Origin of the sequence: Dietzia alimentaria 72 (assembly GCF_000226215.1) — a bacterium.
GTDB lineage: Bacteria > Actinomycetota > Actinomycetes > Mycobacteriales > Mycobacteriaceae > Dietzia > Dietzia alimentaria.
In genome coordinates this window covers 17,454-39,426 of sequence record NZ_AGFF01000019.1, presented here as the reverse complement: position 1 = coordinate 39,426, position 21,973 = coordinate 17,454, and the positions used below count along the sequence as shown (strand labels likewise).

Sequence of the window (21,973 nt, the reverse complement as noted above, 5' to 3'; positions counted from 1 at the left end):
GTCTCGCGTGCCAGATGATGGATTCGAACCAACGAAGGCTAAGCCGACGGATTTACAATCCGCTCCCTTTGGCCGCTCGGGCAATCTGGCGTGCACCCCGCAGGGTGCAGAGACACACTACAACGCGCGTGCCCCCCGGTGCCAAATCGGGGGCGGGTAGCCTGGCCGGGACCATCCACCCCGCCACGTCAGGAGAGCATCCATGGCCTCGGAGTCCTCGTTTGACATCGTTTCGGAGTTCGACCGCCAGGAGGTGGACAACGCACTCAACCAGGCCGCCAAGGAGCTGGGCACCCGATTCGATTTCCGCGGTACCGACGCCGGCATCGAGTGGAAGGGCGAAGACGCGGTCGAGATCACGGCCGCCACCGAGGACCGCGTGCTGGCCGCCAAGGACGTGTTCATCGAGAAGCTGGTCCGTCGCGGGCTGAGCATGAAGGCGCTCGAGGTGGGCGACCCCATGCCATCCGGTAAGGGCTTCCGCCTGGTCGGCACCCTCAAGCAGGGCATCGACAAGGAGAACGCCAAAAAGATCACCAAGCTCCTGCGCGACGAGGGCCCCAAGGGCGTCAAGGCGCAGATCCAGGGCGAAGAGATCCGGGTGTCGTCCAAGAAGCGCGACGACCTCCAGACCTGCATCTCGCTGCTCAAGGGCGCCGACTTCGAGGTCGCTCTACAGTTCTCTAATTACCGCTAGCCCCTGGTGGTTCCGCGGGGGTTCGCCGCTGTCGTCCTCACCATCAGAGGCCCATTCCCGCATTTGAGGGTTTATAGTCTCGTTTATGAGGCAGATGCGAATCAGTGAGGCGGCAACGCTTCTCGGGGTTAGTGACGACACCGTCCGCAGGTCAATCGAGCGGGGTGAGCTCACCGCACAGCTGGACGCCTCCGGGCGCCGAGTTGTGGACGGCGCCGAGCTCGCCCGTCTGTCCCAGGAACGCGCTTCCTCCCGTGAGCCAGCCGCTGCTGACGCCGTCAGTGCGCGCAACAACTTTCGCGGCCTGGTCACGGCCGTCCATTCCGACGCGGTGATGTCACAGGTGGAGCTCCAGTGCGGCCCCTACCGGGTCGTGTCGCTGATCTCGACAGAAGCGGTCCGCGAGCTGGGACTCGAACCGGGATCGCTCGCCACCGCGCGGGTCAAAGCCACCAGCGTCGTGATCGAAGGGACCCCGGAATGATCCGGCGGGCCTCGATCGCACTGGTGGGAGCCGCCGTGGCGCTGGCATCGCTCTCGGGCTGCGCGTCGGAGGGTGACGACGACAACGGGACGCGGCAGCTCACGGTGTTCGCCGCGGCCTCGCTCGCCGACGCCTTCTCCGAGATCGCCGAAGGCTTCGAACAGGACCATCCTGGCGTCGACGTGAGGTTTTCGTTCGACGGGTCCTCCGGCCTGGTCGACCAGATCTCAGGTGGCGCGCCCGCGGACGTGTTCGCCTCCGCCGATATCCGGAACATGGACCGCGCGGTCTCGGAGGGCCTGGTCGCGGGCGAGCCGTCGGTGTTCGCCACCAATGTGCTCACGCTCATCACCCCTCCCGGCAACCCCGCGGGCATCACGGGTCTCGACAGTTCACTGGACGGCAGCCGCCTGGTCGTGTGTGCGGACGGCGTCCCCTGCGGAAGCGCCACCCGGTCGTTGGCGGCGTCGGCCGGGGTGGAGCTCCGACCCGTGAGCGAGGAGTCCAAGGTTACGGACGTCCGCGGCAAGGTCACTTCCGGTGAGGCCGACGCCGGGATCGTGTACACGACCGACGCCCGCGCCGTCGCGGACGAGGTCGAGCAGATCCCCATCGCCGGAGCCGAGGAGACGCCCAACCGCTATCCCATCGCGGTTCTCGACCGCGCCGGCGACTCCGCATTGGCCCGGCAGTTCGTCGACGCAGTCACCGGCCCCGACGGCCGCCGCGTTCTGGCCGGGGCGGGCTTCGGTCCGGCTTGACGGGGTCCGGCGTGAGATCACCGCTGCCCCGCTGGCTCTTCGCCGTGGCCGCGCTCGCGGTACTGCTGGCGGCCCTGCCGCTGGCGGGCCTGGCGGTGCGACTGCCGTGGGCCGAGGTGCCCGAGCTTGTGTCGTCCGAAACCGGTCGCGATGCGGCGCTTCTCAGCCTGCGCACGTGCCTGGTCTCCACGCTGCTGTGTGTGGTCCTGGGAACCCCGCTCGCCGTGGTGCTCTCGCGAAGCCGCGGGCCGATGGCCGCGCTGGCACGCATCGTCACGGCGCTGCCGATGGTCCTGCCACCGGTGGTCGCAGGCCTGGCGTTGCTCATCACGCTCGGCCGGACCGGCGTGGTGGGCCGGCACCTGTCAGTCCTCGGCATCGAGATCGGATTCACCACCGCGGCTGTGGTGATCGCACAGACCTTTGTGGCCATGCCGTTTCTGGTGATCGCCCTCGAGGGGGCGCTGCGTTCGGTGGATGCCCGACTCGAACGCACCGCCGCGTCGCTGGGCGCCTCACCGACACGCGTGCTGACCACGGTCACGCTGCCCCTCGTACTGCCTGCGCTGGTGGCCGGGGCGGGCATGTCATTCGCTCGTGCGCTCGGCGAGTTCGGCGCCACCCTCACCTTCGCCGGGTCGCTCCAGGGCACCACCCGCACCCTGCCGTTGGAGATCTATCTGAGCCGCGAAACTGACACTGACACCGCCCTCGCCCTGGCCCTGCTGCTGATCGCCGCGGCCACAGTCCTGATGGTGGTCTCGGCGCTGGTGGCGCGGAGAGCGATGGTGTCCCGTGCCTGATCGCCCGACGAGGGTTCTTCCTACCGCTGCCGCCGAAGAACCCGTCCTCGCAGCTGAACTGGCCTGCACCATCGTCGACCGCCGCGTCGACCTCGACCTGCCCGTTCCCACCGGTCGCCGTCTGGCGCTCGTGGGTCCCAACGGTGCCGGCAAATCCACCGCCCTCTCCCTACTCGCCGGGCACCTGCGGCCGGACTCCGGTGAGGTCCGTCTCGAGGGGGGTGTGGTCAGCTCCGCACGCACCCATCTCCCGGCCCACCGTCGCCGCGTGGTCGCCCTCGAGCAGAGTCCCGGGCTGTTCCCGCACCTCACGGCTCTGGCGAACGTCGCCTACGGCCCTCGCGCGCGGGGTGTCGGCAAAAGCGACTCCCTGGCCCGCGCCCGCACGGAACTCGACGCGGTGGGGTGCGGCGACCTCGCCGACCGCCGCCCTCATCAACTGTCCGGAGGGCAGGCGCAACGCGTCGCCCTGGCCCGCGCGTTAGCCGTGGATCCCGAACTGGTCCTTCTGGACGAGCCGCTCGCCGCCCTGGACGTGGAGGTCGCTCCCGCCATGCGCCGGCTGCTCGCCGAGCGACTCGCCTCCCGCACGGTGGTCATGGTCACGCACGACCCCCTGGACCTGTGGGCACTGGCCAACGACGTCGCCGTGATCTCCGGCGGCGGCGTCATACAGGCGGGCACGGTCGAGGATGTACTCGCGCGGCCCGGCTCCGAATTCGTGGCGCGTCTGGCGGGCGTCTCCCTGGTGGAGGGCGAGGTGGTTGATCCCGATCAGTTGCGCACACCCGCGGGCGACGCCGTCATCGGACTGCGATCGGAAGGCACGGACGCCGGCTGGCGGCCCGGAGCGCGGGGGGTGGCGACCATCGATCCGCGGGCGGTGGCGGTGTACGCGCGACCCGACTCCTCCGATCCCGCTACGCCCGGAACCCTGCCCGCCGATCGCACGCCCACCGCCAGTCCACGGAACTCGTGGCAGGCGCGCGTGGTGGGGCTGACGCCCTCAGGCGCACTGACGAGGGTGACGACCGAACTGCGGGACGGTCAGCGGGTTGATGCCGAGATCACCAGTCGCTCCGCGGCTGCACTGGCTCTCGCCCCGGGGGCCGGCGTGACGCTCGTGGTCAAGGCCACCCAGATCTCGCTCTACCCGCGAGCCTGATCTCGCCCACATTCGCTCGCGCCCCCGCCCGGCCCGCCCGGCCCGCCCGGCCCTCTACAAGAATTCCGACACCCGAAATCTGCCACCCGCGATGAACTCCCGCCGCCGCCGAAGTGACGGCGCGAGTTCATCGTGAGTCGCGCCTGTGCGGGGGATGTGCAGGCGCGGGTGCGGATGCCAGGGGAGGTGCGGATGCCAGGGTGCAGGCCAAGGCCGGGTGCGGAGGATGTGCAGGCGCGGGTGCGGATGCCAGGGGAGGTGCGGGTCGGGTCAGCTGACGCGGTCGACGGTGAAGCGCACCAGTCGGCGCAAAGCCTCGTTCGCGGGACGGTCCGGCAGGGAGTCCAGCTCGGTCATGGCGTCGCCGACATACTTCTCCAGTGTCGCCCGCGCACGCCGCATGCCGTCAGAAGCCCGAAGCAACTTGAGGGCCTCGTCGACCTCCGCGTCCTCGGTCAACGGCTCGGCCAGCAACTGGCGCAGCCGCGCCCCTTCGAGGGATTTGTCCTGCATCGCGTAGATCATGGGCAGCGTGTGCACACCTTCGCGCAGATCCGTACCGGGTACCTTGCCCGACTCGGCGGACGGCGAGGCGATGTCGATGATGTCGTCGGCGATCTGGAACGCGATCCCCACCGCGTCACCCAGCCGGCGGAGGCGGGCGATGTTCTCCGCATCCGCGCCCGAATACTCGCCCCCGAATTGCGCGGCCGCTGCGATCAGTGAACCGGTCTTCTCCCAGATCACGCGCAGATAATGCTCGGCCTCGTCGTCGTCGGACTTACTGCCCACCGTCTCGCGCATCTGGCCCGTCACCAGTTCGGCGAAGGTCTGCGCGATCAGCCGGACCGCAGCCGGGCCGAGGTCCGCGAGAAGCATCGAGGAGTGGGCGAACAGGAAGTCGCCGGCGAGGATCGCGGTGGAGTTGTCCCACCGGCTGTTGGCGGACTCGACGCCGCGGCGCATGCTGGCCTCGTCCATCACGTCGTCGTGATAGAGCGTGGCCAGGTGGATCATCTCGCACACGACGGCGGCCTTGACCAGACGTGCATGGTCGGGCTGAGGGCCGAGGGCGCCGGCGAGCAGCGTCATGACGGGCCGGAACCGTTTACCGCCCGCGCTGACCAGGTGTAGCGCAACCTCGGAGAGGAAATCCTCCCCGGTCTCGAGGCGGTTGACCAGCAGCTTCTCGACCTCATCGAGCTGCTGTCGCAACTCCGAAGCGAGGTCGGCATCACCGACGTCCACACCCGCCACCACGTGGTCGGGCGTCGTCTCAGCGGTGCCTGTCGTCACAGAATCGCTCGACATCCTCACTCGTCCTCGTCGCCGTATGCGGGTCGGCGTCGACCGACCCTCCCGATAGACTACGGTCCGCGCTCGCAGCCCGCGGAATCACACCCCGGACGAGGTCCCGGCGACTGTTCGACACCCGACCTGCCACCATGTATCGCATGGACTCCTCCCAGGGCCTCCCCGCTTCGACCGACGTGCTCGTGGTGGGCTGCGGCCCCGCCGGATCCGCCACCGCCGCCTGGTTGGCGCGAGCAGGTCGCGAGGTCACGGTTCTGGACGCCGCCACGTTCCCGCGCGACAAGACCTGCGGCGACGGGCTCACCCCACGCGCGATGCTCGAGGTGGACCGCCTGGGCCTCGGCGGCTGGGCGCGGGATCGGATCACTATCCGCGGGCTCGAACTGCGCGGGTTCGGTCACGAACAGCGCGTCCCCTGGCCTGCGGGCCACCACGGCGGGACCGGCTCGGCCGTGCGCCGGACCGTATTCGACGATCGGCTGCGTCAGACGGCTGTCGAGGCGGGTGCTGTCGTTCTGGACGGTGTGCGCGTGACGGACGTGGAACGGGGCGACGACGGCGAGGTGAACGCCGTCCGGGCCGGTGACAGTCGCATCGCGTGCAGGACCCTCGTGGTGGCCGATGGCGTCCGGTCCCCGGTGGGTCGCCTGCTGGGTCGGACCTGGCATCGCGACACGGTCTACGCGGTGGCGGCACGGTCGTATGTCAGGTCCGGCAGGCACGATCACGAGTGGATCGGTTCCGATCTCGAACTCCGCGATCAGGACGGCATAATCCAGCCCGGGTACGGATGGGTGTTTCCGCTCGGCGACGGCGACATCAATCTGGGGGTCGGCGCCCTCGCCACCTCTGCCCGGCCCGCGAACGTGGCGGTCAAGGAACTCCTGCAGCACTACGCGCGCAGTGTCGGCGACGAGTGGAAACTGGATGGTGAGCCACGGGCCGTCACCTCGGCGTTGCTGCCGATGGGCGGGGCCGTCTCGGGGATCGCGGGCCGAAACTGGGCTGCCGTCGGCGACTCCGCCGCGTGCGTGAATCCGCTCAACGGCGAGGGCATCGACTACGCGCTCGAGGGCGGACGCCTCCTCGCGGAGTTGATCCTCTCGGGCGATGGCTCCGGCTCGGTCGATCTCACGAGCGCCTGGCCCGAGGTGCTCCGCACGACCTACGGCGAATCCTTTGCGATTGCCCGCGACGCCGCTCGCCTCCTGACCTACCCCAGGTTCCTCCCGATGGCCGGGCCGATCGGAATGCGGTCGCACACGCTCATGACGGCCGCGGTGCGATGCATGTCCAACACGGTGTCGGAGTCAGACCGCGACATCGTGGCCCGCGGTTGGCGTGCGGCCGGGGCGATCGCCCGCCGTTTCGACCGCCGTCCGCTCTTCGCCGACTGAACCGCCCTCCCCGGCTTACGCTGGCGCCGCGTACGCAAAAACCCGGGTTACGCTGCGAAAACGGACCAAACACGCAGCGCAAGCCGGAGGTGCGGTCAGGCTGGGCGGCGGGCCAGGTGGATAGCAGCGATCCCGCCGGTCAGATTGGTGACGCTGCAGCGCTCCCAGCCATTGGTCTCGATCAGCGTGCGCAGCGCGTTCTGGTCCGGCCAGTCGCGGATCGATTCGGCGAGGTAGACGTAGGCATCAGGGTTCGAGGAGACGCTGGTGGCGATCTTCGGGAGCGCCCGCATCAGGTAATTCATGTACACCGCACGGAACGGCGGGAAGACGGGGGTCGAGAACTCCACCACCGCCAGTCGCCCACCGGGCTTGACCACGCGGGCCATCTCCCGGGGACCCGCACCGGTGTCCTGCACGTTGCGCAGTCCGAAGCTGATGGTGGCGGCGTCAAACGACTCGTCGGCGAACGGCAGCTTCATGGCGTCCCCGGCGACTTTGGGGACGTCGCGCTCCGAGCCGGCCCGCAGCATGCCGAGCGAGAAGTCGGCGGCCACGCACCATGCGCCGGACTTGCCCAGTTCGACAGTGGAAACGGCGGTGCCGGCGGCCAGGTCGAGGATCCGCTCGCCGGGTCGGGGTGCCAGCAGTGACCGGGCGCGACGTCGCCACACGTGGTCCATGCCCCCGGAGAGGATCGTGTTGGTCAGGTCGTAGCGCTTGGCGACACCGTCGAACATCGACGCGACGTCGCGGGGCTGCTTGTCTAGATTTGCGCGGGACACGGCGTTGACGCTACCCGGCCGCCGGATGACGAGCTGGCCCAGGCTCCGCACCCCGGCGCGAGGCTACGGCGTAGGCGATCGCGGCCAACGGCACCACCACTGCCGGGACACTCAGGGCTGGCACCACGGCGACAGTCCAACTACGGCCGGACACGCGAACGAGGTCGGGGTTGGCCCGGCGGAATTCGACCTGCACGCGCTGCCCCTCGATCAGGCCCGTGGGATAGAACACTCCGGTCACGGGCCGGACGTGGTGACCACCGCCGGCGTCGAACTCCACGGCGGCCCGCCGGTCGGTGACCTCGGTGACGACGGCGGTGGCGCTGCCCATGTCGGCGTCGATGCGCTGGTCATCGACGAAACAGGCCAGCAGGATGAGCCCGGCGGTCAGCAGGGAGAAGGCCGCCAGGATCAGGGCCGCCACCCGCACCGTCTTGCGTATGCGGAATGCGCGACGCGCCTGCCGGTCTGTCAGTCGGTTTCGCTCGCGGGTGGCCCCTCCGGCGGGCACGGTGGGGTTCACCCGACGGCTTCCGCCCGCAACGCGGCGTGCAGTTCGCGAAGGCCCTGACGGTCGGTTCCCACGCGGACGACGCGCAGCCCCTCGGGGACGATGTGGCGGTGGTCCACCGGCGCCGCTGCGGCGGTGAGAATCGTCTCCAGTCCGGCCGGGTCGGTGTTGGTGAAGGGCACTCCTGCGCCGGCACAGAGTGCGCCGAGGTCGGCACCGTGCGGCGTACCGAAGACTCGCTCGAAATCGTTTGCCAGGCGCGGGTCGCCCTGCTCGAGCAGGGAGAAGATTCCGCCGCCGTCGTCGTCTGCCACCACGATGGTCAGATCCGGCGGGTGATTCTCGCGCGGCCCGAGGAGCAGCCCCGAGATGTCGTGCAGGAACGTCAGGTCGCCGAGCAGGGCCACCGTCCGCCCGGGTGCAGAGAGTGCCACACCGATCGCCGTGGAGACAGTCCCGTCGATGCCGGACGCACCGCGGTTGGCGAACACCCGGACGTCGGGGTTCAGCGGGCCCACCAATGACAGGTCGCGGACCGCATTGGACGCCCCCACCACGAGGTTGCCGCCGGATCGCATCCCGCGGGCCACGGCGCGCGCCACGTGCAGCCCGGTCGGAGCGGCGGAGGTCAGGTGCTGGTCCAGCAGGCGGTCCACCGCCTCGCGGGCGCGCGCATCAGCACGGGCGGCGGCGTCGGACCATTCCTTTGTGACGCCCCAGCCCGTGAGGATGGAGTCGGCGAGTTCGGCGGCGCTGCCGGTGGGGTTGGGTGAGTGTGGCCCGGCGTCGAGGATCACCAGATCTACCCCGGGGTCCGCCATCAGCCGGGTGACCGCGCGGTGCAGCGTGGGCCGGCCGGTCACCACCACCTGCTCGGGCGTCAGCGCGGGGATCGCCAGCGGATGCACCGGACGCAGCGGGACCGGCGCTCCAGGCTCTGCGACCGTCGGCACGGCCACCAGCGCCGCGACCGGCGCGGCCCCGACACCCGAGATGACCAACGTGGGCCGGGTGAGATCCACCGCCACCGCACTCGCGGCGGGAGCGGAATCGACCCCTGCTCCGGCTCGCTGCACCCACGGCCGACCGCCCTCGCGCCCCTCGGGCAGTGCGCGGGCAATGATGCCGGCGGGGGCCTCGTCGTCGTCGGGACTGTCTGGATCGGGGCCGTCGAGATAGGGGCTGAGGAGTTGGAACTCCTCGTCCCCCTCGGCCGGCACCAACGGCTCACGGAAGGCGATATCCACCTGCACCGGGCCGGGGTCGGCGGCCGCGGTGGCGGTGAGGATCGCCCGCCCGATCGCCGAACGCCAGTGCCGGTGCTCGATCTCGGGATCGCCGGCGGCGCCCAATTCCACCACCGTCCGCGCGTGCGGACCAAACAGCCCCACCTGGTCGATGGTCTGGTTGGCGCCCGTCCCGCGCAGCTCGGGCGGGCGATTGGCCGTGACCGCCAGCATGGGGACCCCGGAGTGCGCGGCCTCCACCATCGCCGGGTGGAGGTTGGCCACCGCGGTGCCGGAGGTGACGACGACGGGAACCGGCCGCCGGGAACCCAGCGCGAGCCCGAGGGCCGTGAACCCGGCGCCACGCTCGTCGATGCGCACGTGCAGGTTCAGCCGCCCCAACCGCTCGGCCGCCGCCAACGCGAGCGCCAGCGGTGCACTGCGCGAGCCCGGACATAGGACCGCGTCGGTGATGCCGTGGCGGATCATCTCGTCGACCAGGACGCGCGCCTGCGCGGTACTGGGGTTGCTCGCGGTGGGGTTCATCGTCTCCAGCCTAGTCGGGGCGCTGGAACCCATCGGCCGCCCGCGCGAGCCGCTCGGCCATCTGGGACAACGGTTCGCGCAAACCGTCCGGCGACTCCACGGCGAACGGCCCCGGCAGCTGCGCGAGATACCAGGCCAACACGTCGAGCTCGGCGGCCCCGGTCTCCAATCTGCAGGCCGGGCCGTCGGGATGGTCGCGCCCACGCAGCTCGGTGACCGTCCCGTAGGCGGGTGGGAAGCGCGCGGCCACGTCGTCTGCGGGCGCGAACACCACCACCCGGGCCAGATACTCATAGGGAGCCGCGGTCACGGCGTGCTGCACGTGCGTCGCGGGATCGGGCACGTCGGGGCGCGGGGTGAAGCGCCAGTGGCTGCGATGCACGGTCCGGATCCGGTCCAGCCGGAAGGTGCGCCAGTCAACGCGGTCGAGGTCGTAGGACAGTAGATACCAGCGCCGACCCAGCACCACGATCCGGTACGGCTCCACCCTCCGCTCGGTGTCGCGGCCAGATTTGTCGCGGTAGTCCAGCCGCACCTGCTCGGTGCCGCGGACCGCGTGTCCCAGGTCGACGAGCATCTGCGCGTCCACCGGGTCGTCCTCGCCGGCGACGGCGACCATCGACTCCGCGACGTCGGCGACCCGCTCGCGCAGCCGGCCGGGCATCACCTGATCCAGCTTGGTGAGTGCCCGCAGCGCGTGTTCGCCGACTCCCGCCACCGCCCCACCGGCGGCCATCCGGAGGGCTATAGCCACGGCCACGGCCTCGCGGTCGTCGAGCAGCAGCGGAGGCAGTCGGCGGCCCGAACCTAACCTGTATCCGCCACCCGCGCCGCGCTCCGACTCCACCGGATACCCCAGGTCACGCAGTCGATCCACGTCTCTGCGGATCGACCGGGCGGTCACGCCCAACGCCTCAGCGAGCTCCGCTCCCGTCCACACCGACCGCTGCTGAAGCAGATCGAGCAGGGCCAACACGCGCTGCGTTGTAGGCATCCTGCTCTCGGACCTGCCGCTGTCGGTCATGGCAGGAGTGTCCCATCCTCAGCGGACCGATCCTGTCCGGATGGGCTGACACGCTGGGCGGACACCGCCACCGTCAGGAGACCAACGTGACCACCACGACCCGCCCCATCGACTGGACCGCCCAACTGGTCGAGCAGCTCGACTTCCACTGGAACGGCCAACTGCGGCCCCGCCTGGAGGGCATGACCGACGACGAATACCACTACTCGCCCGCCGACGACGAGCGCACCTGGGACGTCCGACCCCGCGGGACCGGTACCGCGCCTATGCAGGGCGGCGAGGGCGAGCACACCATCGACTTCGAGTTCCCGGAACCGGTGCCCGCCCCGCTGACGACCATCGCGTGGCGGATCGGCCACATCGTTGTCGGGGTCCTCGGCACCCGGTGGCACTCCCACTTCGGCGGACCGTCCCACGACTACATGACCCACACGTACGCCGGTGACGCCGCGGACGGACTCGCCCAACTCGATCGCACCTACGCGGGCTGGATTGAGGGCGTGCGGGCGCTCGACGCCGAGGCGCTGTCCGCCCCCGTGGGCCAGGCCGAGGGCCCGTGGGCGGAGTACTCCATGGCCGCCCTGGTTCTGCACATCAATCGTGAGGTCATCCACCACGGCGCCGAGATGTGCCTGCTCCGTGACCTGTACGCCCACACCCACTGACCCAACCGTATTCATCGAGGAGTCGTCATGCCCCTGTTCCCCGCCACCCGCGACACCGAACGCGAAACCCTGCTCGAGTGGATCGACGCTGCGCTCGTCAACGCCCGGTCGATCGTCCACGGCCTCACCGGCGACCAGCTACGCGTCCGCCCCGTGCCCACCAGCGAGCTGACACTGGGGTGGCTTTTGCTGCACATTGGCGAGGTGGCGGTGAATTGGTGCGGTCGCGCTGCCGCGGCCCCCGATGCTCCGGACACCGGCCGGACCCTGCCGGAGGCGTTCGCCCGGGCCGAGGCCGTCAACCGGGTCGATCCCGACGCCACCGCCGAGGAGATCCTGACCGAATACGACCGACGGTGCGCCGCCGGGCTCGCGCACCTACGCAGCGCCGACCTGGACGCCGTCGTTCCCGTCCCCACCGAGATGCCGTGGTTTCCCCCGGGATTGCCGCCGTTCAACGGGCGCTGGGCCGCGCTGCACGCACTCAGCGAGATCACTCGCCATTCCGGGCACGCCGACATCCTCCGGGAGGCGATCGACGGGCGGACGATGTACGAGTTGATCGCCGAAGACCAATCGATCGACATGTCCTACATCGGCGCATGGTTTGCGGCGCACCCCGAGGTACCCGCGCCGCAGTGGTGACCGGGTGGCGGGGGCCGGGCGGCGGGGGGACCGGGTGGCGGGGGCCGGGCGCGTGGCGGAGCGGCTCAGCCCTCGTCGTCCCAGCCGTCGAAGCTGGCGAACTGGGCCTCGATCCCGCGCGCCACCTCGCCGGGATCGGGGATGAGCTCGGCGTCGGTCGCGATCCCCACGCTGACGGCGCCGTCGTAGCTGAAGATGCAGATACCCAGCGCCTGGTCGCCACTCATCGGCACCCATCCGAGCATGCCCTCGACAATGGCTCCACCCAATGAGATCGGCCCGACCGGACCCGGCACCGAGGTGAGCTGGCCCACCGTCTTGTTGGCGAACCAGTCAATCATCGCGTGCGCCACCGGGCTCGGCGCTACGGCCACGGTGAGCATGGTCGCGAGCGTGACGTGCGGCTCGAGCGAATACCGCACCCGCGTCATCGAGGTGGTGATGGCCTCGAGCAACTCGTTGGGGTCGTCGATGCCCAGCGGCAGTCGCATGAGTACCAGCGTGATGTGGTTGCCAAGCTCCCCAGAGTCGTGCTGCCCACCCGACCCCAGCGAAACCGGGACCATGAGGTTGATGTCCGAGACCTCGCGATCACCGTGCTCGCGGATATATGCGGTGAGTGCCTTGGACACCGCGGCGATCATCACCGGTGTCACGGTGCTGTCGTGCGCCCGGGCGACCCGCTTCACCGCTGCCAGGTCCAGGCCGGAGACCCACGAGACCTTCTTCTCCGGATGTGCCCTGCCTGTCCACGGCAGCGTCGGCGAGCGCGGCTCGAACAGCAGCCGGAACACCGAGCGATACGTGTTCACGGTGAAGTTATTGGTGCTGACGACCTCCGTCAGGGACTCGACGGCGCGCGTCGGCACCCGGGAGAGCTCGCGCCCCGGTGCCAACACGTCGCGGGTCAGCCGGCCGATCGTCTGCGGAAATCTCAACGCCGCGCCCGTTAACCCGCGCGCGATCCCGAACGAGTCCTTGGCCATGCCGGCCCCGGCCCCTCCGATAGCACCCATCGTGCCCAGGACCCCGCCCGCCCCGAGCGCCAGCTCGCGACCGACCCGGGGCGGCGACGAGTCGTCCTCGCGCTCACAGAGGTTGAGCACGAGTTGGGTGAGCCGGATGCCGTCGACCACTCCGTGCTGGACCCGGAACAGGATGAGCGCCCCCTCCTCGTCCGCGCCGTCGCGGTAGTACCCCTCGATGAACTCGGCCGACCACAGCGGTTGATCACCCTGCAGCGGCACCCCCATCTGCTCGGCCACGTGTGCCTCGGCGTCGGCCCGCCCACCGGGAGCGGGCAGGCGACGCCGCACGACGTGGTTCGTCAGATCGAAATCCGGGTCGTCGACCCAGTACCAGCGTCGACGACGGCGCACCGGGACCCGCCGGAACACCGGGAACGGCTCGATCATCCGGGACTCGATCGCTTCTGTGACGTCGTCCCAATCAGGGACCCGGGAGAACCACAGCACGCAGTTGATGTACATGAGGTTGCCCGGGCGGTCCATGAGTAGCCACATCTGGTCCCTCAACGGGATCTTCACGCTCGTCGTCTCTGGCATCGTCTCGGGCCCCCTCACATGTCATCCCCACTTCGCCGCTACTCCTAGGCTAGAGCAATGGTGGTGCACGTCACTTCCGGCCACACGGATCCACGGCAGACTGGCGAGATGCGTACCGTCCACTCACCCAGCGACCCGCCGAGCAAGGGAATGTACCCGCTGCTCACCGCGTCGATAGCGCCTCGTCCGATCGCCTGGGTCTCCACGCTTTCCGCCGCCGGGGTGCCGAACCTCGCGCCGTACTCCTTCTTCACGGTTGCGTGCGCCGATCCCGCGATCTTGTCGGTGACATCGATCGGCCGGAAGGACACGTATCGCAACGTTGTGGACACCGGAGAGTTCGTGGTGAACATCGGGACCGAATCGTTGATGGAGGTCATGAACGCCACCTCTGCGCCGTTCAGTCCGGAGATCAACGAGTTCGCGGAAATCGGCCTGACCGCAGCCCCGTCCGACGTGGTGGCGGCCCCTCGCGTGGCCGAGGCGCCGATCGCGTTCGAGTGCGTGCGCCACGACCTGATCGACCTGGGATCCAGCGTGATGGTGCTCGGCCGCGTGGTGAGCGTGTCGATCGACGACGGGGTGCTGGCCGGGGACGGCCTCCCCGACTTCGGTTCGCTGCTCCCGCCCTCGCGCCTCGGCCGGCACGAGTGGGGATACGCCCCGCGGACCCGGAGATTGCCCCGGCCCACCGAGTAGCGCCCCGCGCCATCCCCCACATCCGCCGCAATTATCCGCACCCGCCGCCATCCCCCACACCCACCGCAGTCCCCCACATCCGCCCCAGCCCCCCACATCCGCCACTGTCGATGCACTCGCGCCGCCGCCGATGCGCACGCGCGAGTTCATCGACGGGCGCATCCTTGGGTCCGTCGTACAGGCGCACCCGCAGATGACCGGGATCGTGGCTCTGACGGCGGGCCGGGATCGCGGCGGGCCGAGGTCAGAGGAGAGCGTGGCAGCGGCGGATCCGTTCCAGCCACCAGTCGCGCCGCTGGCCGCCCCCGCGCAAACTGTCCAGCCGGGCCGGGTCCGGAGCCACGGAGCGGACGGAGAAATAGCCGCCTTCCAACACGAACGCACCCGGTTCGATCACGTCTTCAACGAAGAATCCGCCCGTGCCCAGCCCGGCGGCGGGGATCTCGTCGTCACCGACTCCCGTCCCCGGCAACGCTGCGGCAGCCGCGACACCCGCCGCCACCCCGACCGCCGAATCCAACGCGGACGACACGGTGACCGGGATGCCCAACTCTGCGGCCACTGCCAACAGCCGGCGGGGCCCGCCCAGGGGTGCAACTTTGACCACTGCGCGGTCGGCGCCACCCGCCCGCACCACGCGCAGGGGGTCTTCCGCGCGGCGGATCGACTCATCGGCGGCCACGTCCACCAGCACTCCGTCGTCGGCCAGGCGTCGGCGCAACTCGACCAGCTCGTCGACGGTCGCACACGGCTGCTCCACGTACTCCAGTCCGGGCCCGTCCAGCGACACCGGCCCGGTGCCGGGAGTGCGCGAGGCGTCGGCGGCGCGGACGGCCTGGTCCAGCACGCGCACGGCATGAGCGGCCTCGGCCACCGACCACGCTCCGTTGGCATCCACCCGGATCCGTGCACCGGGCCGGGCCTGTAGGACTGCGGCGACGCGGGCCACGTCGTCGACGAGGTGCTGCCCGGATTCGGCGACCTTTACCTTGACCGTCATGCAGCCGGGAAAGCGTTCGAGTATGCCCGCCACCTCGCCGGCCGCGACCGCGGGGACGGTCGCGTTGACCGCCACCCGGGACCGGAGCGCCGGCGGGGGCCCCTGCCAGGCCATCTCCACAGCCGACGCCAGCCAGTGGGCGGCCTCGGCGTCGCCGTACTCGCGGAACGCGCCGAACTCTCCCCAACCGGCCGGCCCTTCGACCAGCGCGACCTCCCGCTCGGTGATGCCACGGAACCGCACCCGCATCGGCAGCGCCACAACGTGCACGCGGGCGAGCAGATCGTCGATCGACTCGGGGGCCGGCACGCATGTCATAGGTCCACGCTAACGTCAGAGACATGACTGAGCAGAGTTCCGCCGCCGCAGACCGAGCAGACCAGGACGACAACCCGTTTGATCCGTCGCAGTGGCGGGAGATCGAGGGTTTCCGCAACGGCGTGGACCTGACTGATCTGACCTACCACCGTCACGTGGGCGAGGGGCGGGTCAACGGCATCGTGCGGATCGCATTCGATCGACCCGAGGTGCGCAACGCGTTCCGCCCCCACACGGTGGACGAGCTGTACCGCGTGTTCGACCACGCGCGCCGCTCGCCTGACGTCGGCACGATCCTGTTCACCGGCAACGGCCCCAGCGCGAAGGACGGGGGCTGGGCGTTCTGCTCCGGCGGCGACCAGCGCATCCGCGGCCGTTCGGGCTATCAGTACTCGACCGAACACGATTCGGACGTGGCCGGGGCGACCGCCGACAAGGTCGACCAGGCCCGCGTGAAGGCTGAGGGTGGGCGTCTGCACATCCTGGAGGTCCAGCGGCTCATCCGCACGATGCCCAAGGTGGTGATCTGCCTGGTCAACGGCTGGGCGGCTGGCGGTGGGCACTCGCTGCACGTGGTGTCGGACCTGACCCTGGCCAGCCGCGAGCACGCGCGGTTCAAGCAGACCGACGCCGATGTAGGCTCGTTCGACGCCGGATATGGCAGCGCCTACCTGGCCAAGCAGACCGGTCAGAAGTTCGCGCGCGAGATCTTCTTCCTGGGCGAGGCGTACACGGCCGAGGAGATGTTCCAGATGGGCGCGGTCAACCGGGTGATCGACCACGCCGAGCTCGAGAACACCGCCATCGAGTGGGCACGCAAGATCAACGGCAAGTCGCCCACGGCGCAACGCATGCTCAAGTTCGCATTCAACCTCACCGACGACGGGCTGATGGGCCAGCAGGTGTTCGCCGGCGAGGCCACACGCCTGGCCTATATGACCGACGAGGCAGTGGAGGGCCGCGACGCGTTCCTGGAAAAGCGCGAGCCCAACTGGGACGACTACCCGTACTACTACTGAGTTCGCACGTCTCGGAACCGACGCCAGGCCGGATATGACAGAGACCCGCGAACTGCGCACCCTGCCCGTCCCCAGCGGGCGGGCGGTCGCCGAGGTGTTCCCCACGCTGGAGAACATGCTGGCCGGCCGCGGCCCGGCGCTCCTGCCCGTCCCCGCCGACGACCCGGCCCGCACGCGGGTCCTGGAGCAGAGCCAGCGCCCCGGCGAGCCGATCGACAGCCGCACCGCGATGGTGGTGAGCACCTCCGGCTCCACCGGCACACCCAAGGGAGCGATGCTCTCGACCGCGGCCCTGGGCGCCTCGGCCTCGGCCACCGACCATGTGTTGGGCGAGCCCGGCCGGTGGCTGCTGGCCCTGCCTGCACATCACATCGCCGGCCTGCAGGTGATCCTGCGTTCGCTGAGGGCCGGGTACGAGCCGGTGGTCGTGGACGTGACCGGCGGGTTCGACCCGGAGTTGCTGACGGAGGCCGTTCCGGGCTGCCGCTACACCTCGCTGGTGCCCGGCCAATTGGCCAAGGTGCTCGACGAGGGCTCGCCGGATGCCGTGGCCGCGCTCGCTGACCTGGACGCGGTCCTTCTGGGCGGCGCGGCAGCCGCGCCAGAATTGCTCGCCCGCGCCGCCGACGCGGGGATTCGTGTCGTCCGCACGTACGGGATGAGCGAGACCGCTGGAGGGTGCGTCTACGACGGTGTGCCGTTGCCCGGGGTGGGGATTGAGGTCGACGACGACGAGGGCCGCGTCTGGCTGTCCGGCCCGCAGCTCGCACGGGGATACCGGAACGCGCCCGATCATCCGGCATTCGCCCGGGACGGGTGGTTCCGCACCGACGACGCCGGACGCGTGGAGCCGGACGGCAGCCTCCGGATCCTGGGCAGGCTCGACGAGGCATTGACCGTTGGCGGGCTGACGCTGCTCCCGCAGACCGTCGAGGACGCGCTCCGGAAGCACGCCGCGGTGGTGGACGTTGCGGTGGTCGGCATTCCCGACACACGGCTGGGCACCAGGCCCCTCGCCGCGGTGACGCTGCGTTCCCCGGCGGATGCTGATGAACTGCGGACGCATGTGACCGAACTCCTCGGCACGCACTCGGCGCCAGCCGCCGTGGCGGTACTCCCGGCCCTGCCGACACTCCCGGGAGGCAAGGTGGACCGGCGCGGCATCGCCCGGGGCTTTGTCGATGGAACAATAAGAGAATGACGCGCGAGACCTCACATTCCCCCGACATCCCCGCCGAGCCGGGCGGCGCCACACTCTCCGAATGGCTTGAAGGGGCCCGCCCGCGGACGTGGCCCAATGCTTTCGCTCCGGTCGTGGTGGGTTCGGCCGTCGCCGCATTCGCGGGCGGGTTCGTGTGGTGGAAGGCGCTGCTCGCGCTGGTGGTGGCGTGGTCGTTCATCGTGGGCGTCAATTACGCCAACGACTACTCGGACGGCATCCGCGGCACCGACGACGACCGGGTGGGCCCCCTACGCCTCGTGGGCTCGGGACTGGCGCGACCGGCCACGGTGAAGAAAGTGGCTTTTGGCTTCCTCGGGCTGGGCGGGTTGGCGGGAATCGTGCTCAGTGCCACCTCGGCCCCGTGGCTCATGCTGGTGGGTCTGGTGTGCATTCTCGCGGCGTGGTTCTACACGGGCGGCAAGAAGCCATACGGGTACCGCGGACTCGGCGAGGTGGCGGTGTTCGTGTTCTTTGGACTGGTCGCCGTGCTTGGTACGCAGTTCACCCAGCTCGGCTCGGTGACCTGGTACGCGGTGGTCGCGGCGATCGCGGTCGGCAGTTTCTCATGTGCCGTGAACCTGACTAACAATCTGCGGGACATCGCCTCGGACTCGGAGACCGGCAAGATCACGCTGGCGGTACGCCTGGGCGACTCCAACACCCGCGGACTGCACGCCCTCCTCGAACTGCTCGTCCCGCTAGTGGCGACGCTGGCGCTGATCCCGGCCACCCCGTGGGCGCTGCTGGGCCTGGTGGCCATGCCCGTGGCGTGGAAGGCCAACGGCCCGGTCCGCGCCCGCGCCACCGGCGCGGATCTCATCCCCGCGCTCGGCCTGGCCGGGTTCGCGATGCTCGCGTGGAGCGTGCTGGTGGCGTGTGGCCTGGTCATCGCCACGCTCTGACGATTGACAACGACGGCGGCCGCCCCCTGATCACCGGGAGGCGGCCGCCGTCGTATACGGCTAGTGGGTCACTTGCCGAGCGAGCCCGCGGGGACCGCGTTCCAGGCGTTCTGGATGCCGTCATTGATCGCGAGCGCGGCGCCGAGTAGCGCGTCCTTGACTGGCTGCGGCACGGGCAGCCCCTGGATATCGGCGATGTTAATCGTGCCGGGAGCGGGAGCGGGGGCCGGGGCAGGAGCCGGAGGACGCCCGGGAGCCGGCGCCGGGTTAGAGGCTCCGCCGCCACCACCGGTAATGGTCACGGTGGTGCTCTCCGTGCGCATTGGGATGCCGGCGATACTCGCGGTCGCAACCGGCTTGTATACGCCAGGGGTGGTGGGGACACCCTTGATCGCGGTGGTGACCGGATCGTAGGTCAGGCCCGGGGGCAGGCCGCGGAAGCTGATGGTCGCACCCGCCGGGATGTTGACCTGGTCGCTAATCCGCTTCTCCATGTACACGCCCGCCGGGAATGTCAGCGAAGGCAGCGCCGCGGGCGCCACGTCGGCGGCCTCCACGACGATGGGCGCGGAATCTGGAGCCTCCACCCGTCCTGATGCGACACCGACCGCGGCCATGGCGGCGAGTGCAACGGTAGAAGCGATGACAGGGCGGGAGATACGCATGCGGACCTTTCACAATGACGGGGCCGCGAGATCGCGACTACCCCACGGTAACCCACGCATACACCACACCCCGATGACCATCTCACATAATGAGATGACCACCGGGGTGGACGTTGTCACCGACGACCTACGCGGCCGCCGGGAGACTTCAGGTCAACCGCGACCGTTCGCGACCGTCGGGCCGGGGGCCTGTGCGGCCTTCGGGGCGCCGGCGGCAACGGTCGGGGCGGTCGAGCCCGAGGACCCGCCGTTGTTTCCGCCCGTGGATGTCCCGTTCGGACCGGTGGATCCCGAGGATCCCCCGTTGGCCCCGCCTGTGCCGGTGGAACCGGGCAGCGCGGGCAGGATAGCGGTGGATCCCGGGGTCGATGAGCCGCCGCTCAACAGGAGGGTGAGCCCGGCCAGTCCGAGGAGGGTCATGCCGGTGATGGCGAACCCGGGAGCCAGGTTGCCGAGCGAGCCGGTGTCGCCGGTGGTGGTGGAACCGGGAATGGTGATCTGACCGCCGGTGGTCCCCTCGCCGCCCGTCGTGGTGTCGCCGTTGGACAGCGAGCCGAGCGGGCCGGTCTCGGTGCCGGTGGTGGACCCCGTGGTGGTCCCTCCGGTGGTCTCGCCGGTGATCAGCGAACCCAGGGGGGCCAGCGGCCCGAGGCTCTCCGTGTTGAGGTCGCCGGTGGCCCCACCTGTGGCATCGCCCGTGGAGCCGGGAAGGCCGAGCGAATCGCTGCCAGGAGTCCCGGGCGTATCGCCTTCCGGAGTGTCCGTGTCGCCGGGGCCGCCCGAGGACAGACTTCCCAGTCCGAACTCTCCGTCGGCGGCGCTCGCGAGCGGACCGGTGGGGGTGTCGGAGTCGCCGGGGGTGTCGGTGTCGACGCCACCCTGACCTGTCGAGCCGGCCGCGAGTTCCGTCACGGAGGCGGTGTCGCCACCGAAGGCGCCGACGATCCCGGCGACCGCGCCGAGGATGGCGTCCGCTCCGTCGGAACCGGTGGTGATCTGACCGCCGGCCTGGGCTTCGCCACCGAGGGCGCCCTCGATCGCGGCGGCCGATCCACCTTGCGAGCCTGACTGCGCGGAGCCGTTGGCTTCGCTGATGACCAGGGTCACCGGGACCACTTCGGGTGCGCCGTTGACGGTGCCGTGAACCTCAACATTCCAGGAGCCGGAGGCCGCGGCCGTTCCGGAGATGACGCCGCCGTCGTATGAGAGGCCGTCGGGCAGGCCGGTGACATCGGTGATCTGGATGTCAGCCCACTGGCCGACGGAGACGATCTCGGCGAGATTGAACGAGACCTCAGTTCCCACCTGGCCAACGGGGGCGGTCACGGCGACGGTCTGGACGTCACTGCGGAGGGTGGGCGCATCGGGAGTGGCGACGACGACGCCGGCCACGAGTGCGACCGCCGCAGCGGTGGCGACGGGGGCGACGAGGCGACCCCGGACGATACGACGAGGACGGGCGAGGCGAGCACGCATCGGCTGGTTCCTTCCGGAGGGGTTCGGATCGCTCACTCCCCGTTGACGGGAGCGCAGTCCATTACTTGAGCCACTCTAACCACTTGCACATCAACTGTCTACTCCTGTCTCAAAAATCACAAACGACCCACGAGCCTCACTGGTAACACACCCCTGGGGTATTCGGCCGTTCATGGGCGCCCACTTATCCACAGATCGATTCGCGTCTCGACCCGACTCCGGGCCCAGCAATGACAGCGGCCCGGCCCCCACGAGGGGGACCGGGCCGCTGTGTTGTGGGCGGGAGACTGCGCGTCAGCCGACGGACCCTGAAGTAGGAACCGAGGTCGAAAGCACGTCGGGGTCGGGGTCACCATTCCCGGCAGAGCCGCCGGCCACGGTCGACCCGGAGCTCGAGGCGAGCGGGGTCGAGGTGCTGGTGCTCGAATTGGGGGCGACGGTTCCGGTGACTGTGGTGATCGGATTTCCGTCGCCGTCGACGATCACGGTCACAGGTGGGGTAACCATCTGACCTCCGAGGATCGAGGAGCACAGGGGGCCCTCGAGCGATCCCGCTTCACCGAGGAGGGATTCTCCGCTCCCCGCACCCCCCACCATGTCGAGCAGGTTGGGAAAGCCACCCAGCGCGGTCGTGATCAGGTCGAGCACGCCGGACGGCACTCCCGAGACCCCGAACAGCGGATAGAACTTGGCGACCGATCCCCCGAGGTCGGGCAGTTCGCAGACCTTGTCGGACGGCGGCGCCAGGTCTCCCACGCTGCTGTCCTCGGACCCGGCCGAGCCGAGGCTGCCGCCTAAGCCCTCACCGCTACCGGCGCCCAGGCTGCCGGAGTCGTTGCTACCGCCTTCAAGACTGCCCATCGAGATGCTGCCGGATTCGGCGCCCCCTGCGGGGCCATCGGCGTCCTGGGCATTGACTGCGGGGACAGCGAACGCGGCCAGCGCGAGCAACGCGGCGGCGGATACGGTGACGGCCTTACGGGTGAGCATTCGGTCAGGACCCCTTCGATGGCGGCGAACGACTATCGCGCCTCTGCCCCGCGCGGGGCACTTGACGTCGACGAGAGAACCCTAGCCCGGCGGT

Annotated in this window: 22 protein-coding genes and 1 tRNA gene; 12 read left to right on the top strand and 11 right to left on the bottom strand. The window is 69.9% G+C overall.

Annotated elements, in window-relative coordinates:
- Positions 1–8: 8 nt before the first annotated feature.
- Positions 9–90: transfer RNA gene (locus ON04_RS08070), tRNA-Tyr, on the bottom strand.
- Positions 91–202: 112 nt separating this feature from the next.
- Here ON04_RS08070 and ON04_RS08065 point away from each other — a divergent pair.
- The 5 genes from ON04_RS08065 (at position 203) to ON04_RS08045 (ending at position 3,910) form a co-directional block, all read left to right on the top strand.
- Entirely contained in the window at positions 203–697 is a 495-nt protein-coding gene (locus tag ON04_RS08065) for a YajQ family cyclic di-GMP-binding protein (RefSeq protein WP_010541097.1), read from the top strand.
- A gap of 85 nt (positions 698–782) precedes the next feature.
- Positions 783–1,181 (top strand): TOBE domain-containing protein, encoded by a 399-nt coding sequence (locus ON04_RS08060; RefSeq protein ID WP_010541096.1) that lies wholly within the window; start codon positions 783–785, stop codon positions 1,179–1,181.
- Positions 1,178–1,942 (top strand): molybdate ABC transporter substrate-binding protein, encoded by a 765-nt coding sequence (gene modA / locus ON04_RS08055; protein WP_010541095.1) that lies wholly within the window; start codon positions 1,178–1,180, stop codon positions 1,940–1,942. The genes ON04_RS08060 and modA overlap by 4 nt, the downstream gene beginning before the upstream one ends.
- 11 nt (positions 1,943–1,953) lie before the next feature.
- A complete protein-coding gene (locus tag ON04_RS08050) occupies positions 1,954–2,745 on the top strand; it encodes an ABC transporter permease (protein WP_010541094.1) in 792 nt (263 codons plus the stop codon).
- On the top strand, positions 2,738–3,910 hold the full coding sequence (locus ON04_RS08045) for an ABC transporter ATP-binding protein (RefSeq protein WP_010541093.1): 1,173 nt from the start codon (positions 2,738–2,740) through the stop codon (positions 3,908–3,910). The genes ON04_RS08050 and ON04_RS08045 overlap by 8 nt, the downstream gene beginning before the upstream one ends.
- A gap of 270 nt (positions 3,911–4,180) precedes the next feature.
- Here the strand turns inward: ON04_RS08045 and ON04_RS08040 are convergent, their stop codons facing one another.
- Entirely contained in the window at positions 4,181–5,221 is a 1,041-nt protein-coding gene (locus ON04_RS08040) for a polyprenyl synthetase family protein (RefSeq protein WP_010541092.1), read from the bottom strand.
- A 143-nt stretch (positions 5,222–5,364) separates the two neighbouring features.
- On the opposite strand from ON04_RS08040, the gene ON04_RS08035 reads away from it, so the two are divergent.
- Positions 5,365–6,621 carry a geranylgeranyl reductase family protein gene (locus ON04_RS08035; protein WP_010541091.1) on the top strand — a complete coding sequence of 419 codons (1,257 nt, stop codon included), beginning with the start codon at positions 5,365–5,367 and terminating at the stop codon, positions 6,619–6,621.
- Positions 6,622–6,716: 95 nt separating this feature from the next.
- Here the strand turns inward: ON04_RS08035 and ON04_RS08030 are convergent, their stop codons facing one another.
- From ON04_RS08030 to ON04_RS08015, 4 genes are read right to left on the bottom strand one after another with little or no spacing between them, the layout of a single operon-like run.
- Positions 6,717–7,406, bottom strand: coding sequence for a demethylmenaquinone methyltransferase (locus tag ON04_RS08030; RefSeq protein WP_010541090.1), 690 nt, complete (start codon positions 7,404–7,406; stop codon positions 6,717–6,719).
- 10 nt (positions 7,407–7,416) lie between these two features.
- Positions 7,417–7,929 carry a DUF3592 domain-containing protein gene (locus tag ON04_RS08025; protein ID WP_010541089.1) on the bottom strand — a complete coding sequence of 171 codons (513 nt, stop codon included), beginning with the start codon at positions 7,927–7,929 and terminating at the stop codon, positions 7,417–7,419.
- Positions 7,926–9,689 carry a 2-succinyl-5-enolpyruvyl-6-hydroxy-3-cyclohexene-1-carboxylic-acid synthase gene (gene menD, locus ON04_RS08020; RefSeq protein ID WP_010541088.1) on the bottom strand — a complete coding sequence of 588 codons (1,764 nt, stop codon included), beginning with the start codon at positions 9,687–9,689 and terminating at the stop codon, positions 7,926–7,928. Before menD ends, ON04_RS08025 begins: the two co-directional genes overlap by 4 nt.
- Positions 9,690–9,699: 10 nt before the next feature.
- On the bottom strand, positions 9,700–10,713 hold the full coding sequence (locus tag ON04_RS08015) for a helix-turn-helix transcriptional regulator (RefSeq protein WP_010541087.1): 1,014 nt from the start codon (positions 10,711–10,713) through the stop codon (positions 9,700–9,702).
- Between the two features lie 107 nt (positions 10,714–10,820).
- On the opposite strand from ON04_RS08015, the gene ON04_RS08010 reads away from it, so the two are divergent.
- Together ON04_RS08010 and ON04_RS08005 are read left to right on the top strand one after the other, a co-directional pair.
- Positions 10,821–11,378 (top strand): DinB family protein, encoded by a 558-nt coding sequence (locus ON04_RS08010; protein WP_029458042.1) that lies wholly within the window; start codon positions 10,821–10,823, stop codon positions 11,376–11,378.
- 27 nt (positions 11,379–11,405) lie between these two features.
- Complete coding sequence (locus tag ON04_RS08005) at positions 11,406–12,023, top strand: mycothiol transferase (protein WP_010541085.1); 618 nt, start codon at positions 11,406–11,408, stop codon at positions 12,021–12,023.
- Between the two features lie 65 nt (positions 12,024–12,088).
- On the opposite strand, the gene ON04_RS08000 is transcribed toward ON04_RS08005, so the two are convergent.
- Positions 12,089–13,588 carry a WS/DGAT domain-containing protein gene (locus ON04_RS08000; RefSeq protein ID WP_238529269.1) on the bottom strand — a complete coding sequence of 500 codons (1,500 nt, stop codon included), beginning with the start codon at positions 13,586–13,588 and terminating at the stop codon, positions 12,089–12,091.
- Positions 13,589–13,696: 108 nt separating this feature from the next.
- Here ON04_RS08000 and ON04_RS07995 point away from each other — a divergent pair, with 108 nt between their 5' ends.
- Positions 13,697–14,287: a flavin reductase family protein gene (locus ON04_RS07995; protein WP_029458040.1), complete on the top strand. Its 591-nt coding sequence runs from the start codon at positions 13,697–13,699 to the stop codon at positions 14,285–14,287.
- Positions 14,288–14,531: 244 nt separating this feature from the next.
- Here ON04_RS07995 and ON04_RS07990 read toward each other — a convergent pair whose 3' ends face one another.
- Complete coding sequence (locus ON04_RS07990) at positions 14,532–15,605, bottom strand: o-succinylbenzoate synthase (RefSeq protein ID WP_010541082.1); 1,074 nt, start codon at positions 15,603–15,605, stop codon at positions 14,532–14,534.
- 23 nt (positions 15,606–15,628) lie between these two features.
- On the opposite strand from ON04_RS07990, the gene ON04_RS07985 reads away from it, so the two are divergent.
- The 3 genes from ON04_RS07985 to ON04_RS07975 are packed head-to-tail and all read left to right on the top strand — an operon-like array spanning position 15,629 to position 18,748.
- The gene (locus ON04_RS07985) at positions 15,629–16,624 is read left to right on the top strand and encodes a 1,4-dihydroxy-2-naphthoyl-CoA synthase (RefSeq protein ID WP_010541081.1); all 996 of its coding nucleotides are present in this window, start codon (positions 15,629–15,631) and stop codon (positions 16,622–16,624) included.
- A 34-nt stretch (positions 16,625–16,658) separates the two neighbouring features.
- Positions 16,659–17,825: an o-succinylbenzoate--CoA ligase gene (gene menE, locus ON04_RS07980; RefSeq protein WP_010541080.1), complete on the top strand. Its 1,167-nt coding sequence runs from the start codon at positions 16,659–16,661 to the stop codon at positions 17,823–17,825.
- On the top strand, positions 17,822–18,748 hold the full coding sequence (locus ON04_RS07975) for a 1,4-dihydroxy-2-naphthoate polyprenyltransferase (RefSeq protein WP_010541079.1): 927 nt from the start codon (positions 17,822–17,824) through the stop codon (positions 18,746–18,748). The genes menE and ON04_RS07975 overlap by 4 nt, the downstream gene beginning before the upstream one ends.
- Before the next feature lie 68 nt (positions 18,749–18,816).
- On the opposite strand, the gene ON04_RS07970 is transcribed toward ON04_RS07975, so the two are convergent.
- The 3 genes from ON04_RS07970 to ON04_RS07960 form a co-directional block, all read right to left on the bottom strand.
- The gene (locus ON04_RS07970; protein ID WP_010541078.1) at positions 18,817–19,413 is read right to left on the bottom strand and encodes a hypothetical protein; all 597 of its coding nucleotides are present in this window, start codon (positions 19,411–19,413) and stop codon (positions 18,817–18,819) included.
- 153 nt (positions 19,414–19,566) lie between these two features.
- Positions 19,567–20,889 carry a hypothetical protein gene (locus tag ON04_RS07965; RefSeq protein ID WP_010541077.1) on the bottom strand — a complete coding sequence of 441 codons (1,323 nt, stop codon included), beginning with the start codon at positions 20,887–20,889 and terminating at the stop codon, positions 19,567–19,569.
- A gap of 294 nt (positions 20,890–21,183) precedes the next feature.
- On the bottom strand, positions 21,184–21,879 hold the full coding sequence (locus ON04_RS07960) for a hypothetical protein (protein WP_010541076.1): 696 nt from the start codon (positions 21,877–21,879) through the stop codon (positions 21,184–21,186).
- Positions 21,880–21,973: the final 94 nt, after the last annotated feature.